This window comes from Micromonospora sp. WMMD956 (assembly GCF_029626125.1).
Taxonomy (GTDB): Bacteria; Actinomycetota; Actinomycetes; order Mycobacteriales; family Micromonosporaceae; genus Micromonospora; species Micromonospora carbonacea.
This window is the reverse complement of sequence record NZ_JARUBI010000005.1, coordinates 2971939-2985887: the sequence shown is the minus strand read 5'-3', so window position 1 is coordinate 2985887 and position 13949 is coordinate 2971939. Positions and strand designations below refer to the sequence as shown.

Annotated in this window: 12 protein-coding genes; 8 read left to right on the top strand and 4 right to left on the bottom strand. The window is 74.7% G+C overall.

Features of this window, described 5'->3' with window-relative positions; all coding sequences use genetic code 11:
- Window positions 1–152: 152 nt before the first annotated feature.
- From O7628_RS13780 to O7628_RS13770, 3 genes are read left to right on the top strand one after another with little or no spacing between them, the layout of a single operon-like run.
- Window positions 153–458 (top strand): antibiotic biosynthesis monooxygenase, encoded by a 306-nt coding sequence (locus O7628_RS13780; RefSeq protein ID WP_278130849.1) that lies wholly within the window; start codon window positions 153–155, stop codon window positions 456–458.
- A gap of 52 nt (window positions 459–510) precedes the next feature.
- Window positions 511–1512: an alpha/beta hydrolase gene (locus O7628_RS13775; RefSeq protein WP_278130847.1), complete on the top strand. Its 1002-nt coding sequence runs from the start codon at window positions 511–513 to the stop codon at window positions 1510–1512.
- On the top strand, window positions 1509–2138 hold the full coding sequence (locus tag O7628_RS13770) for a methyltransferase domain-containing protein (RefSeq protein ID WP_278130845.1): 630 nt from the start codon (window positions 1509–1511) through the stop codon (window positions 2136–2138). The genes O7628_RS13775 and O7628_RS13770 overlap by 4 nt, the downstream gene beginning before the upstream one ends.
- Before the next feature lie 46 nt (window positions 2139–2184).
- Here the strand turns inward: O7628_RS13770 and O7628_RS13765 are convergent, their stop codons facing one another.
- Window positions 2185–3177: a P1 family peptidase gene (locus O7628_RS13765; protein ID WP_278130844.1), complete on the bottom strand. Its 993-nt coding sequence runs from the start codon at window positions 3175–3177 to the stop codon at window positions 2185–2187.
- A 74-nt stretch (window positions 3178–3251) separates the two neighbouring features.
- On the opposite strand from O7628_RS13765, the gene O7628_RS13760 reads away from it, so the two are divergent.
- The gene (locus O7628_RS13760; protein WP_278130842.1) at window positions 3252–4289 is read left to right on the top strand and encodes a LacI family DNA-binding transcriptional regulator; all 1038 of its coding nucleotides are present in this window, start codon (window positions 3252–3254) and stop codon (window positions 4287–4289) included.
- On the opposite strand, the gene O7628_RS13755 is transcribed toward O7628_RS13760, so the two are convergent.
- Together O7628_RS13755 and O7628_RS13750 are read right to left on the bottom strand one after the other, a co-directional pair.
- A complete protein-coding gene (locus O7628_RS13755) occupies window positions 4231–5142 on the bottom strand; it encodes a siderophore-interacting protein (protein WP_278130840.1) in 912 nt (303 codons plus the stop codon). The genes O7628_RS13760 and O7628_RS13755 overlap by 59 nt on opposite strands.
- Window positions 5139–6188 carry an ABC transporter substrate-binding protein gene (locus O7628_RS13750; RefSeq protein WP_278130837.1) on the bottom strand — a complete coding sequence of 350 codons (1050 nt, stop codon included), beginning with the start codon at window positions 6186–6188 and terminating at the stop codon, window positions 5139–5141. The genes O7628_RS13755 and O7628_RS13750 overlap by 4 nt, the downstream gene beginning before the upstream one ends.
- A gap of 102 nt (window positions 6189–6290) precedes the next feature.
- Here O7628_RS13750 and O7628_RS13745 point away from each other — a divergent pair, with 102 nt between their 5' ends.
- Genes O7628_RS13745 through O7628_RS13735 form a run of 3 tightly spaced genes read left to right on the top strand, consistent with a single transcriptional unit; the run spans window position 6291 to window position 9201 of the window.
- Window positions 6291–7316: an iron ABC transporter permease gene (locus O7628_RS13745; protein WP_278130835.1), complete on the top strand. Its 1026-nt coding sequence runs from the start codon at window positions 6291–6293 to the stop codon at window positions 7314–7316.
- The gene (locus tag O7628_RS13740; protein ID WP_278130832.1) at window positions 7313–8335 is read left to right on the top strand and encodes an iron chelate uptake ABC transporter family permease subunit; all 1023 of its coding nucleotides are present in this window, start codon (window positions 7313–7315) and stop codon (window positions 8333–8335) included. The genes O7628_RS13745 and O7628_RS13740 overlap by 4 nt, the downstream gene beginning before the upstream one ends.
- Window positions 8336–8379: 44 nt before the next feature.
- Entirely contained in the window at window positions 8380–9201 is an 822-nt protein-coding gene (locus O7628_RS13735; protein ID WP_278130830.1) for an ABC transporter ATP-binding protein, read from the top strand.
- Between the two features lie 137 nt (window positions 9202–9338).
- On the opposite strand, the gene O7628_RS13730 is transcribed toward O7628_RS13735, so the two are convergent.
- Entirely contained in the window at window positions 9339–12251 is a 2913-nt protein-coding gene (locus O7628_RS13730) for a BTAD domain-containing putative transcriptional regulator (RefSeq protein WP_278130828.1), read from the bottom strand.
- 267 nt (window positions 12252–12518) lie between these two features.
- Between O7628_RS13730 and O7628_RS13725 the strand changes: the two genes are divergently transcribed.
- Window positions 12519–13679, top strand: a complete 1161-nt coding sequence (locus O7628_RS13725; protein WP_278130827.1) for a hypothetical protein — start codon at window positions 12519–12521, stop codon at window positions 13677–13679.
- Window positions 13680–13949 lie beyond the last annotated feature (270 nt).

The window sequence follows — 13949 nt, the reverse complement described above, 5'->3', positions numbered from 1 at the left end:
CCGGCACGTCCGGCTAGGTCACCGGCCGGCGGCGGCCCGAACTGGGAAGTCGGATGACTGATGGGGGCCGGCCGGCCGGCCCCGAGAGTGGAGCCCAGCCAGGCAACACCGTCGCCGCCGGATCCGGCGGCCGCCGCCGAGGAGAGTGCCCGATGACCGTCAGCTACGGCTTCCACGCCACCATGACCGCCCGCCCCGGCAAGGGCGACGAGCTGGTCGACTTCCTGCTCGCCTCGCCGTCGCTCACCAACGACGACTGCGTCGTCTTCCTGGTCGGCCGGTCCGCCGCCGACGCCGACGTCGTCCACGTCACCGAGGGCTGGACGACCGAGGAGGCGCACCACCGGTTCTTCGCCACGGACGCGGCGCAGGCCCTGGTGGCCCAGCTCCAGCCGCTGCTCGACGGCGCGTCGACGTACCTCGACGAGGTGCCGGTCGGCGGCAAGGCCACCATCTGAGATCCCGCACGGCAATCCGTCCTTCCACCTCGAACACGACAGGAAACCCCTCATGGCACTGACACGTCCCCCCGTCGACCCCGAGCTGCGCGCCCTCCTCGCCGACATGCCGCTCGTGCCCGAACTCAACCGCGAGGTGCTCCCGCAGATCCGGCAGTTCTCGTCGATGCCCGTGGAGCCGCTGCTCGACGGCCGGGCGATCGCCCGGCGCGAGGTCCGCATCGCCGGCCCGGACGGCGGGGACATCCCGCTGTCCGTCTTCAGCCCCGCCGGCCGGGACCGCACCGGGCCGGCCCCGTGCGTCTACTGGATGCACGGCGGCGGCATGGTGATGGGCGACCGCTTCTCCCAGATCGACATCCCCCTGGAGTGGCTCGACCTGTTCGGCGCCGTCGTGGTCTCCGTGGACTACCGGCTGGCCCCCGAGGCCACCGGCACCAACCTGATCGACGACTGCTACCACGGCCTGCTCTGGGTGGCCGCGCACGCCGACGAGCTGGGCGTCGCCCCGGACCGGATCATCGTCGCCGGGGTCAGCGCCGGTGGCGGTCTCACCGCCGGGGTCGCCCTGCTGGCCCGCGACCGCGGCGGCCCGGGCATCGCCGCCCAGGTGCTGATCTGCCCCATGCTCGACCACCACAACGACACCACCTCCAGCCGCCAGTACTCCGGCGAACCCGGCGTGTGGACGCGCGAGATGAACGAGTTCGGCTGGCGGTCGGTGCTCGGCGACCTGGCCGACGACGACGTGCCCGGGCACGTCTCCCCGGCGACGGCCGACGACCTGTCCGGCCTGCCGGACACCTACGTCGACGCCGGCACCGCCGAGGTGTTCCGCGACGAGGCCGTCGCCTACGCCGCCCGCATCTGGGCCGCCGGCGGGCAGGCCGAGCTGCACGTCTGGGCCGGCGGTTTCCACGGCTTCGACGCCCTGTACCCGCAGGCGCGCATCTCGGCCCAGGCCCGCCGCGCCCGCACCGACTGGCTCGCCCGGCTCCTCACCCCGGCCGGGTCGGACCGGCCGCAGCTCGCCGGTCAGCAGGCCGGGCGATGAGCGGCAACCACCGGGCGGAGTTCCTGCGCGAGTTCCTCCGCGACCCGCTCACCGTCGCCGCCGTCGCCCCCAGCGGCGCGCCGCTGGCCGATCTCGTCACCGCGCCCGTGCCCGACGCCGGTGAGCCGCTGGTGGTCGAACTCGGCCCCGGCACCGGAGCGTTCACGGCCGCCATCCAGCGCCGGCTCGCCGGCCGGGGTCACCACCTCGCGGTCGAGGTCAACGAGCGGTTCGCGGGCCTGCTGGCCGACCGGTACCCCGGGGTCGACGTGGCCGTGGCCGACGCCCGCGACCTCGGCGCGGTGCTGTCGCGGCGGGGACCCCGCCGGGCGGACGTGATCGTGAGCGGGCTGCCGTGGGCGGCCTTCGCCGGGGGCCAGCAGGACGAGCTGCTGCACGCCGTCACCGACGCGCTCACCCCGGACGGGGCGTTCACCACGTTCGGCTACACGTTCGCCCGCTGGGCCCCGGCCGCCCGGCGACTGCGGCAGGCGCTGGGCGACCGGTTCGAGGAGGTCGTGACCGGCCGCACCGTGTGGGCCAACGTGCCGCCGGCGTTCGTGTACTACTGCCGGCGGCCCCGGGTCGCCGCGCGACCGCGCACGCTGGTGTCCCTGGCCCGCTGAGCGGCGGCACCGGGGGCCGTCCCGGCCGGCGCGGCGGGCACTCTCGTCACGGGCCGGCGACGCTGGCGAGGACGGCGTCCCAGGCCAGTTCGGCGGCGACCGTGCCCAGCCGGAGCGACGGGGAGGGCACCGTCACCTCGTCGGTCGTCAGGGCGAACAGGGTGTCGCCGTCGGCGATGGTGTGGAAGGGCTGGATCGCCCGGTGCATGGAGCTGTGCACCTGGGTGGCGAACTGGGCGAGCTCGGTGTCGGTCATCCGGACGTTGGTGACCACGGCGGTCAGGGTGGTGTTGCCGCCGGCCGGCGCGGGGTCCGGCGTGGCCGCCGCGAGCAGCTCGGCGTAGTCCTCGGCCGGGTGGCGACGCCGGCCGGTCGCCGGGTCGAGGTTGCCCCGCACGACGTCGCCGGCGCGGTCGACGATCACGCCCATCGCGTTCACCACCGTCAGCACCAGCATCCGGGCCGCGCCGATCCGGGCGAAGGCCGCACCCTGCCCGCCCCACTCGGCGCGGGAGTTGTCGACCTTGCCGACGGTCGCGCCGACCCCGGCACCGACCCTGCCCACGGCCACCCCGTCGGCGCGTACCGCGCGCAGCCCGTCCGCACCGAGCTGGGCGTCCGGGTAGACGGCGTTGTCCCGGGGGGTGAAGTCGTAGACGACGGCCCCGGAGACCACTGGCAGGCTGCCGAAGTCGGTCGCGTAACCGGTGCGGCGGAGCAGTTCGTCGTAGACGCCGGAGGCGGCGGCGAGACCGAAGCTCGACCCGCCGGCGAAGCACAACGCATGGTGGTACGGGAACCCGCCGCTGACGCCGACGGCCCCGCCCCGCTTGTCCACGGCCGTACGCGCGCCGCCGGGGATGCTCAGGACGGTCACGCCGGTCGGACCGTCGGGATACTCGGCGGTGCCGATTCCGACGCCGGGCAGGTCGAACTCGACCCACCCGTCGCCCGCCGCGCCGAGCACGGCGGGTCGTCGCCGATGGTCGTTGCCGACGGGCGACGTCGCACGCGGCGGGGCCGGATGGTGCTTGGACATGAGGGTCACCGTCTTCCGTGGGGGGTGTGGTGGTGCCGTGTCCCGGCCGGCGCCCGGTTCCCTAGACTGGGCCGATGCCCCGTCCGGTCACGCTGCACGACGTCGCGCGCCGGGCGGGTGTCGGCAAGTCCACCGTCTCCAATGTGCTGTCGCGTTCCGGCCGGGTCTCCGAGGCGACCCGGGAGCGGGTCCGCGCGGCGATGGACGAGCTGGGCTACGTCCCGAACCGCGCGGCCCGGCAGTTGCGGGGTGGCCGCACCGGCACCATCGGGGTCTACGTTCCCGGCGTGCCGTCCACTTCGGAGTTCTACATGCGGTTCGTCTTCGGCATCATGGAGCGCGCCGCCGCCCGCGACCGGGACGTCACCATCCTGACCGCCTCCGGGCACCGGTCGCCGCGGGCGCTCGACGGGGTGATCGTGGCCGACCCGCACCAGGACGACGAGTTCGTGCCGGTCCTGATGCGGGGCGGCATGCCGGTCGTGTGCTTCGAACGTCCCCCGGACGGGATGCGACCGGAGGTCGTGCTCTGGGCGGACCACCACCGGGCGCTGACCGGGCTGCTGGACCGGATGGCCGCCGCCGGCGCCCGGCGCCCCGCCCTGGTGGTGCCGCCGGAGACCGGCGACTGGGCGGCCCAGCTCGCGGCGGGACACCGCGACTGGTGCGCCCGGCACGGCGTCGCCGCCGTCACGGCGCAGCATCCGTGGGTGCCGTCGCCGGCGGAGGTGTCCCGGGCGGTCGAGCAGGTGCTCGCCCGGCCGGGGGTGGACGCCCTGGTGTGCGCCTCGGTGGACACCGCGCCGCTGGCCGTGCAGGTGTTGCACCGGCTGGGCCGCCGGGTCGGGCGGGACGTCCTGCTGGCGAGCGCCACCGAGTCGAGCGCCCTGCGGCTGGGGCAACCGCCGATCACCGCGCTCGACCTGTCGCCGTTGGACGCCGGGCGCCGCTGCGCCGACCTGCTCGACGACCTGGTCGGCGGCGGCCCGGGTGGGGTCTACGAGCACCCGGTGCGCCTGTGGTGGCGGGACTCCACCCGGGGGCCGGAGCCGGTCACCGGGTCATCCGTTCCAGCGCCTCCTCCATCCGGTCACCGGCTTCCACCGGGTTGAGCCCGGCCGCGAGGGCGTCCTGGTAGACCTGGTCGAGGAGGGGACGGAAGCGGGCGTACCGGTGTTCCCAGTCGGCCGCGTCGGTGCGCCAGTAGCCGACGCAGACGGCGCGGTCGCGGGGCAGGCGGTGCACGGTGCGCAGCACGGACCGGGCCTGGCGGCACTCGCCGGCCTCCCCCGCGACCCAGACGTAGCCGGGGCCGTCGGGCAGGCTCGTCTCCCGCAGCCGGTCGACGAGGCTGCCCGGGCCGTGGCCGTTGCCGACCCCGACCCGCACGTCGATCTGCACCGTGGGGTCGCCGCCGGCGGCGGCGAGCAGGTCCCGGGCGTCGGCCAGGTCCGGCAGGTCCACCAGCACCCGCACCGGTACGCCGGGGGTCCGTTCCGCGACGATGCGGGTCGCGGCCGGCAGCCCGGCGAGGTCGGCGGCGAGGACCAGCCACCGGGTGTCCGCCGGCGGGCGGAACCAGGCGCGGCAGCGCCACAGCAGGAGACCGACGCCGGTCTCGGCCCGCTGCGCCCAGGACGTCGCGAAGCCGTGGTCGTGCAGGGCGAAGTCGACGGTGAGCCGCGCCCCGACCGGGTCGACGGACCGGACGGAGTAGTTGCGACCGGTGGGCGGGTGCGGCTCGTCGTGGTAGCCCCACACGTCGCCGCGCAGGGTCATCGGCGGCGGGGCCGGCTCGCCGGGGCGGGGGAAGTAGAGCGTCACCGACTCGTCCGGCAGGCCCAGGGCGGGGAAGCGGGCGAGGTCGGGGCCGCCGAGGACGACCCGTTGCAGGTGCGGGGTCAGCCGCCGGACCTCGTGCACGGTGGCGGTCCAGAAGCCGGGCCGGGTGAGCGTGTCGGTCATTTCGCGCTGAACTCCGAGTCGGTGGCCGGGTCACCGTCGACCGCGGCGGCGAGCGCGGGGACGATCTTGTCGAGCACGTAGGGCAGGCTCAGCACGGAGGAGAACGCCAGCGCGCCGTTGGCCTCGGTGCCGAGGAAGACCTCGCGGCGCTGGGCGCGGACGTCCAACCGGGTGTAGAGCGGGTCGCCGAGCAGGGTGGTCACGCCGGGGTCGGTGGCCGCCTCGGACCAGACGGCGACGTCCACGTCCACCAGGTCGAACCGTTCGCGGCTGATGGTGGCGGACTGGTTGGCGTTGTCGGTGAGCGTGGTGACCTCGGGCGCCATGGTCAACCCGAGGTCGAGCAGGACCTTCGAGGCGGTGGTCTCGGGGCTGAACAGGTAGTACTGGCCTTCGTACGTGGAGGCGAACACGGTGCTGGCCCCCTTGAGGCGGGGCTGCGCGCCGGCGACGGAGGCGATCCGCTTCTCCAGGTCGGCGACGAGCGTCTCGGCCTCGGCGGTGCGGCCGGTGATCTGCCCGGCGGCCCGGGTCATCTGCTGCCAGGTCACGGCCCAACTGCCGTCCCCCGCCGGCTGGGCGACGGTGGGGGCGATCTTCGCGAGCAGGTCGTACTCCTGGCGGGACATGCCGGAGGAGAGTCCGACGATGACGTCGGGGCGCAGCGCGGCGATCTGTTCGTAGTCGAGTTCGGCGCGGGCCAGCACCTCCGGCTTGGCCCCGCCGAGCCGCTCCCGGGCCCACGGCCAGGTCGCGTTCGGCATGTTGCCGTACCAGTCGCGGATCGCGACGGGCACCTCGCCGAGGGCGAGGAAGTAGTCCTGTTCCTTGAGGCCCACCACCACGATCCGCGCGGGCTTGGCGGCGATGGTGGTCGTGCCGAAGGCGTGGGTGAGCGTGGTGGGGAACGCGGCGCCGGCCGATCCGGACGCCGCGTCGGCCGGGCCCGCCTCCTCTCCGGCGCAACCGCTGGCCACGAGCGTGACGAGCGCCAGCGTGGCGGCGGTCAGGAGTGTTCTCAGCCGGCGTGGGCGGGCGTGTGACATGGCATTCGATCCTCTGAGGGGCGGCGAAACGAGATTCCCATGGGGCTTAGGGTAGGTTTACCTTAGCCAGCGATGGAACGTTCCACCATGAAGTGAGTCACAGTGTCGGTAGCCACCCCCACCGGCTTACGCCGCCCGCGCCTGCTCGCCGCCGGGCTGCTCGCCTGTGCCCTCGCCCTGCTGGCGTCGATCGTCGCCAGCCTCGTCGTCGGCGCCCTGCCGCTGACGCCCGGCACCGTGCTACGGGAACTCGTCGCCCACGGCGACAGCGAGGCGAGCCTCGTCGTCTGGGAGGTCCGGCTACCCCGTACGGCGATCGCGATCTGCGTCGGAGCGGCCCTGGCGCTGGCCGGCGTCCTCATGCAGGCGCTGACCCGCAACCCCCTCGCCGACCCCGGGTTGCTGGGCGTCAACGCCGGCGCCGCCGCCGCGGTGGTGGCCGGCATCCTCGCCGGGGTCACCGGCCAACGCGGCCACCTCGTGCTCGCCCTGCTCGGCGCGGGCGTCGCCGCCGGCCTGGTCACCGTCGTCGGCGGCACCCGGGGCCCGGGCACGGCCGAGGACGGCCGGCTGGTCCTGGCCGGCGCGGCCGTCGGCGCCTGCCTGACCGGCATCGTCGCCGGGGTCACCCTGCTGAACCAGACCGCGTTCGACCGGTACCGGTTCTGGGCCGTCGGCAGCCTCGCCGACCAGCCGCTGTCCGCCCTGCTCACGGCGGCACCCGCGCTGCTCGCCGGCGTGGCCGTCACCGTGGCCGTGATCCGGCCGCTGGACGTGCTGCGCTTCGGCGACGACAGTGGCGCGGCCCTGGGCGTCAGCCCCGGGCGCACCCGGGCGCTCGCGCTGGCCGCCACCACCCTGCTCTGCGGCGGCGCGACCGCCGTGGCCGGTCCCATCGGGTTCCTCGGGCTCGCCGTCCCCCACGCCGCCCGCGCGATCTGCGGCCCCCGGCTCGGTTGGGTCGTCGCCTACAGCAGCCTGCTCGGCCCGATCCTGCTGATCATCGCCGACGTGCTCGGCCGGCTCCTGGCCCGCCCCGGAGAGATCGAGGTCGCGATCGTCATGGGCGCCATCGGCGCCCCCGTGTTCATCGCCCTGATCCGCGCCCGGAGGATCCCCCGCCCATGATCACCACCCCCGCCAGCGGTCCGGGCCGACGCGCCCTCCGTCGGCAGACCCGCCGCGCCACCCTCGCCTGCCTCGTCGCGCTCGCGCTCAGCGCCGGCCTGGCCGTCGCCGCCCTGGCCAGCGGCCGGTACGCCACCCCACTGCCCGAACTGTGGCCGGCGCTGACCGGGGGCGGCAACCCCGGCCTGCGGTTCGTCCTCTTCGAGCTGCGACTGCCCCGGATCGGCACCGCGCTCGTCGTCGGGGCGGCCCTCGGCGCGGCCGGCGCCCTCTTCCAGAGCGCCAGCCGAAACCCCCTCGGCAGCCCCGACATCGTCGGCTTCACCGTCGGCGCGGCCACCGGCGCGCTCGTCGTCCTGCTGGTCCTGCGCGACGACCGGCTCACCCCGGCGGTGGGCGCGGTGCTCGGCGGCGCCGCCGTGGCCGGGGCGGCGCTGCTGCTCGGCGGGACCGGGCAGCGCCTCATCCTCGTCGGGATCGGCCTGTCCGCCCTGCTCACCTCCGTCAACGCGTACCTGCTGACCCGCGCCGAGGTGACCGACGCGCAGAACGCCGCCGTGTGGCTCGTCGGCAGCCTCAACGGCAGCGGCCACCACCTGCCGCTGCTGCTCGGCGCGCTCGCCGTGCTGCTGCCGCCCGCCGTGCTGGTGGCCCGGGGGCTGCGACTCGTCGAGAACGGCGGCGACAAGGCCCTCAGCCTCGGCGTACCCGTGCGCCGGCAGCGCCTCACCGCCACGGCCCTCGCGGTCGCGCTCACCGCCGTCGGCGTCGCCGGCGCCGGGCCGGTCGGCTTCGTCGCCCTGGCCGCCCCCCACCTGGCCCGCCGGCTCACCCGCGTCGCCGCGCCCCTGGTGACCACGAGCGCGGCGCTCGGCGCCGCCCTGCTGCTCGCCGCCGACCAGCTCGCCCAACGGCTCGTTCCCGGGCAACAACTGCCCGTCGGCGCGGTCACCGGCGTCCTCGGCGGCGGCTACCTGGCCCTCGTCCTGACCTGGACCTGGCGGGGGCGGTCCTGGTGAGCAAGCCCCCGTCCCGCACCGCATCCGCCGCCCCGGAGGCAACCATGAGCGCCCCACCCGCGATCGAGCTGGACTCGGTCACCGTCGGCTACGACCGCCGCACCGTCTGCCGGGACGTCACCCTGCGGGTCGCCGAGGGAAGCTTCACCGTCTTCATCGGACCGAACGGGTGCGGCAAGTCGACCCTGCTGCGCACCGTCGCCCGCGTGTTGCGGCCGAGCGGAGGCCGCGTCGCCGTCCTCGGCCGCGACGCCCGGGGCTACAGCCGGCGGCAGTACGCCCGCACCGTCGGGCTGCTCCCCCAGGGCGTCGAGGCACCGGCCGGGATGACCGTCACCGATCTGGTGCTGCGCGGACGACACCCGCACCGGTCGGCGCTGAGCCGCTGGACGGCGCAGGACGAGCGGGCGGTCACCGCGGCGCTGGCCGCCACCGGGACCGCCGAGTTCGGCGACCGGGCGCTCGCGGAGCTCTCCGGAGGCCAGCGGCAACGCGCCTGGCTGGCCATGCTGCTGGCGCAGGACACCCCGATCCTGCTGCTCGACGAACCGACCACCTACCTCGACATCGCCCACCAGTACGAGGTCCTCGACCTGCTCGCCGACCTGCACGCCGGCGGCCGGACCGTGGTCGCCGTCCTGCACGACCTCAACCAGGCGGCCCGCTACGCCACCGACCTGGTGGTGCTGAGCGACGGCCACGTCGCCAGGACCGGTCACCCGTCGGCGGTGCTCACCCCGGACCTCGTCGCCGACGTGTTCGGGCTGCGCTGCCGGGTCGTGCCCGACCCGGTGACGGGCACGCCCGCGGTGTTCCCCGAGCCCGCCCGTCCCCGCCCGACCGGTCCCGCGCCGGCGGGCGGGTGACCAGGCGACCGGCACGGCACCGGCCGTCGCCGACGTAGCTCCCCGGCCCCGATGTCGCCGGACCGGCGGACGGCATCCGGCCGACATGCCCGTTCGACGCGCCCGGCCGACGGCATCCGGGCCGCCGCCCGGGAGGCTCACGCCGACCGCTCCTCCCTCCGTCCCGGGTGGTCGTGGTACATGGCGAGCCGGTCCCGGACGGCCTGCCGCTGCGGGTGGTCCGTGTCGTCGAGGAGACCGAGGGCCTTCCGGCCCCGGACGAGGGCGCCGTCGTGGTCGCCGGCCGCGCTGAGGGCCTCCGCCGACACGACCAGGGCGCGCGCCTGCCGCAGCGGGTCGGCCAGCTCGTCGCCGACGGCCCGGGCCAGGGCGGCATCGGCCAGCGCGTCGCGGTGCCGGCCGAGGCGCAACTGCGCCTCCGCCGAGATGATGAGGGCGTCGCACCGGATGGTGTCGTCGGTGACCCGGTCGTGCAGGCCGAGGGCGATCCGGCCCTGGGCGAGGGCGACCTCGGGCTGGCCCGCCTCGAGGCTGAGTTCGGCGAGCCGGACGTGGGTGAGGCTTCGTCCACGCAGCGAGCCGATCCGGTCCCAGACGACAAGAGCCTGCTGGTACAACGCGCGTGCCTCGTCGCGGCGCCCGAGCCGGTGGTGCGCATCACCCAGGTTATGGAGGGCGTACGCCTCCCCGGTAGCCTCCCCGACCGCGCGGCAGTCGGTCAGCACCTCGCGGAGGGTGTCGATGGCGTCGAGGGTCGCCCCGGTGCGCAGTTGTACGGAGGCGAGGTTGTGCCGACAGACCCGCTGCATCTCGGCGCAGCCGTGCTCCCCGGCGAGGCGCAGGGCCTCGGTGAAGAGGCGGCCGGCGCGGTGGTAGTCGTGGGTGGTGAAGTAGCTCGCGCCGAGGTTGACGAGGGTGCCGACCCGACCCAGGTCATGACCGTCGGCAGTCGCGTTGTCGAGGGCGATCCGCAACATCTCCCGCGTGTCCTCCTGGTCGCCGGACCGGTCGACAACCTCGTGCACGGTGTCGACGATCTGCCAGGCGTGCCGGTGGAAGCCCTCGGCCGCCGCGCGACGGACCATGGCGAGCAGATTGGTCCGTTCCACCTCGCACCAGCGCAGGGCGGCACAGTCCGAGCCGAACGTCATCGACGTCACCCCACCCGGCTCGGGCAGGTCGGGAACGGCCGGCCGGCCCGGTGCCAGCAGGCCGACGGCGGTGACGGCCGTGTGCAGGTACCAGTCCAGCAGCCGACGGAGCGCCACGCGGCGCTGCGCGGGTGGCACGTCCTCCCTGGCCCGGTCGGCGGCGTACTGGCGCAACAGGTCGTGCATCCGGTACCGGCGGACGGTGTCGTGGTCGACGAGGTGGGCGCGGGCGAGCCGGTCGAGGGCCCGCTCGGCTCCGGCGACGTCCACCGCCAGCATCGCCGCGGCGGCCTCGACCCCGATGGTGCTGCCCGGGAAGAGGCCGAGCGCGAGGAACAGCCGCGCGGGCATCGGGTCGAGCGCGTTGACCGACCAGGCGAAGACGGTCCGCAGGGTCATCTCGTCGGTGTCGTCGCCCTCGACGTCGAGCAGCCGACCGGCCAGTTCGTCGGCCAGGTCGCCGAGCCGCGCATCGGGCCGGGAACCCACGTGCTCGCCGATGACCCGCAGCGCGAGCGGCAGTCCGCCCGACAGTCGGGCCAGCGTCTCCAGCGCCGCGGGCTCCGCGCCGGTGCGTCTTGCTCCGACGATCCGGCCGAGCATGCGCTGTCGTTCGAGGTGCGACAGCGGCGCGACGGTGAGGCTGCGGATGCCGTGCCGGACGCTCAGCCCGGGGAGCCGGTTGCGACTGATCACGACCGTGAAGCTGGTCTCGGAGCGGGGCAGGAGCTGCCGCGCGTGGTCGGAGTCGACGACGTTGTCGAGCACGACGAGCATCCGCCGCCCGCTCATCAGGCGGTGGTACAGATCGAGGCGTCGTTCGGCCTCGGCGGGCACCCGCTCGGCCGGGACGCCGAGGGCGACGAGGAAGCGGTGCAGCGCCTCCTGCGGGCGGACCGGCGGGGCCGGTCCGTGCGCCTCCGCGTTCAGGTAGAGCTGCCCGTCCGGGAACCAGCCCCGCCGGCGGTGCCCCCAGTGCCCGGCGAGGGTCGTCTTGCCGACTCCGGGCATCCCGGTCAGCACGACCGCCTTCGCAATGCCGTCGCCGGTGGCGAGAGCGTCCAGTTCGTCGAGCAGTGCCGCGTGCCCGGTGTAGTCGGGTACGTCGTTCGGCAGTTGCCGGGGCATCGGCGCGGTTGCGTCCGCGGCGGCGGGTTGGCTCCGCGCCGGCGCGGCGGTTTCGAGGGCCGCCATGTCCAGCACCGGGTCGGTTCGCATCGCCCGGCGATAGCGTCGCCGGTAGGCGGCGACGAAGTCCCGCGCATCTTGGGTACGACCGGCCGCCTGCAGTGCGGCGGCCCACAATCGGGCCAGCCCCTCGTCGAGCGGGTTCTCGATCAGCAATGGTTCGAGCCGGGTCAACGCCCGTTCGTGCCGGCCGGTGGCCAACTCACTCTCCGCCAGAAGTTTCTCCGCCCTGAATTGCTTCTCCCGCATATCCCGCCGCAGGTGTTCGCAACGCGCGCCGCGCAGGTCGGCGAGCGGGTCGTCCCGCCACATCTCGATTGCCCTGGTGAGCAGAGCAATTCCCCGATCATGCTGATGCCGATCAATTGCCTGCCGCGCCTCGGCGGTCAATCGCAGGAACCGGTGGTAATCGACCAGCTCCGGATCCACCGCCAACCGGTACGCGCCCGTGCCGGGCACCCGCACCAGGGCATCCTGGAGGCCGACCAGCCGCAGGGTCGACCGCAACCTGCTGGCCAGCGTGTAGAGCAGCGGGCGTCGGGCATGGACTGCGGAGTCCTGCCAGAGGAACTCCACGATCGTCTCGACCCGCACGGGATCACCGGCGTGATAGAGAAGGACGGCGAGCAGGCCGCGCTGTTTTGCCGCCCCCAGCGGGATCGCCCGCCCGTCGACCGTGAGTTCGGTGGGACCCAGAATCGTGAACTCCATCAGCTCTCGCCCCCATTAGATCTTGATCGACGTTCACCTATCAATTCTTGATCCGGCCGACCGAAAGCCACAGGCCTTTCTCCACAGAGTCCAAAATCAGACATTCCCCTTCCCAGCCTCCTGCAAGCCCACTGCAAGTCGACCGACAAGGTGATCCGCAACCGGCCACTCGACGCTGATTCCCGTCCAGACAGCGCGCCGGAGGGGAAGCAAATGACGTCATTGGAATGGTCGGCCAGCCCGATCGGAATCGACGCGAGTCGCTGGGTGAGCCGATCCGGCTGCCGTACGGTGCTCGTCGTCGCCCACACCATCACGAGCTGCCAGCGGCTGCTGGACGTGATCGAGCTCGTCGAGAGCGATCCCCGGGTGCAACTGGTCTTCACGGTGGCGCCGGACGTCTTCAACCCGTACGTGCGGCGGTTCCTCGACCGGCTCGGCGCCCTCGTGGTGCCCTGGCACCAGGCCGTCCGGGAGCGGTTCGACCTCGGCCTCGCCGCCGCCTACGGCGGGCTGCACCAGTTGCACGCCCCCCTGCTGGTGATGGCCCACGGGGCGGGGCACAGCAAACGGGTGCGCCCCGCGCCGTTCGGCGGACCGGTGCTCGCGGAGCCGCCCGTGTACGGCCTCGACGCGCAGCGGCTGACCCACGGCGGGCGGGTGCTCCCGACGGCCCTCGCCCTCTCCCACGACGGCGAGCTGGAGGTGCTGCGCCGGCAGTGCCCCGAGGCGGTCGAGGCCGCGGTGGTCGTCGGCGACCCCTGCGTCGACCGGCTCGTCGCCAGCCTCCCCCACCGCCGGGACTACCGCCGGGAACTGAGGCTGGACGACCGGCGGGAACTCGTCGTCGTCTCCTCCACCTGGGGTCGGGACGGCGTCTTCGGACGCTGGCCGGACCTGCTACCCCAGTTGATGACGCAGCTGCCGGAGCAGCGGTACCGGATCGCCGCTCTCCTGCACCCAGCGGTGTGGGACGCGCACGGGCACCGTCAGATCCGCGCCTGGCTCCGGGACTGCCGCGACGGCGGGCTGCTGCTGCCCGATCCGACCGTCGACTGGCGCGGCCCGGTGGTCGCCGCCGACCACGTCATCGGCGACCACGGCTCGGTCACCGCCTACGCCGCCGCCATCGGACGCCCGACCCTGCTGCTGCCCGCACCCCGGTCGATGCCCGCCGCCGGCACGGCCCAGCACCTGCTCGCCACCAACGCGACTCACCTGGACCCGCACCGGCCGCTGCCACCCCAGCTCGCCCCGGCCGCGACGGTCGACCCGCAGGCGGTGATGGCCGCGCTGACCGCCCGGCCGGGGGAGGCCGGCGTGCTGTTGCGACGCACCATCTACCGGCTGCTCCAGCTTGCCGAGCCGGGCCGGCACCGGCAGACCGCCCCGGTGCCGATGCCGGTGCCGCTGGACGGCCGGGCATGAGCGCCGCGGCCGAGCCCGTCGTCGTCGCGCTGCCGCCGGGTCGCCCGCTGCCGCCGGCTGGCCCGCCGCTGCCCCGCGCGGCACGGCTCGCCGACGTCGTGGTGACCGTCACCGGCGGCGATCCGACCCGGGTCGGCGCGAGCCTGCTCACGGCCTGCCCCGGGATCGCCCTCGCCGTCGTCGGCACCCCGGCGGGCGACGTCACCGTCGGCGTACGCAACGGCCCGCCGCTGGATCTCGGCCAGGTTGCCCCGCCCGGCCGGCTGACCG

What these genes read in the sequence shown, in the direction of transcription:
- O7628_RS13780 (WP_278130849.1), top strand. Translation starts at nt 153, where the DNA reads ATGACCGTCAGCTACGGCTTCCACGCCACCATGACCGCCCGCCCCGGC.
- O7628_RS13775 (WP_278130847.1), top strand. Translation starts at nt 511, where the DNA reads ATGGCACTGACACGTCCCCCCGTCGACCCCGAGCTGCGCGCCCTCCTC.
- O7628_RS13770 (WP_278130845.1), top strand. Translation starts at nt 1,509, where the DNA reads ATGAGCGGCAACCACCGGGCGGAGTTCCTGCGCGAGTTCCTCCGCGAC.
- O7628_RS13765 (WP_278130844.1), bottom strand. Translation starts at nt 3,177, where the DNA reads ATGTCCAAGCACCATCCGGCCCCGCCGCGTGCGACGTCGCCCGTCGGC.
- O7628_RS13760 (WP_278130842.1), top strand. Translation starts at nt 3,252, where the DNA reads ATGCCCCGTCCGGTCACGCTGCACGACGTCGCGCGCCGGGCGGGTGTC.
- O7628_RS13755 (WP_278130840.1), bottom strand. Translation starts at nt 5,142, where the DNA reads ATGACCGACACGCTCACCCGGCCCGGCTTCTGGACCGCCACCGTGCAC.
- O7628_RS13750 (WP_278130837.1), bottom strand. Translation starts at nt 6,188, where the DNA reads ATGTCACACGCCCGCCCACGCCGGCTGAGAACACTCCTGACCGCCGCC.
- O7628_RS13740 (WP_278130832.1), top strand. Translation starts at nt 7,313, where the DNA reads ATGATCACCACCCCCGCCAGCGGTCCGGGCCGACGCGCCCTCCGTCGG.
- O7628_RS13735 (WP_278130830.1), top strand. Translation starts at nt 8,380, where the DNA reads ATGAGCGCCCCACCCGCGATCGAGCTGGACTCGGTCACCGTCGGCTAC.
- O7628_RS13730 (WP_278130828.1), bottom strand. Translation starts at nt 12,251, where the DNA reads ATGGAGTTCACGATTCTGGGTCCCACCGAACTCACGGTCGACGGGCGG.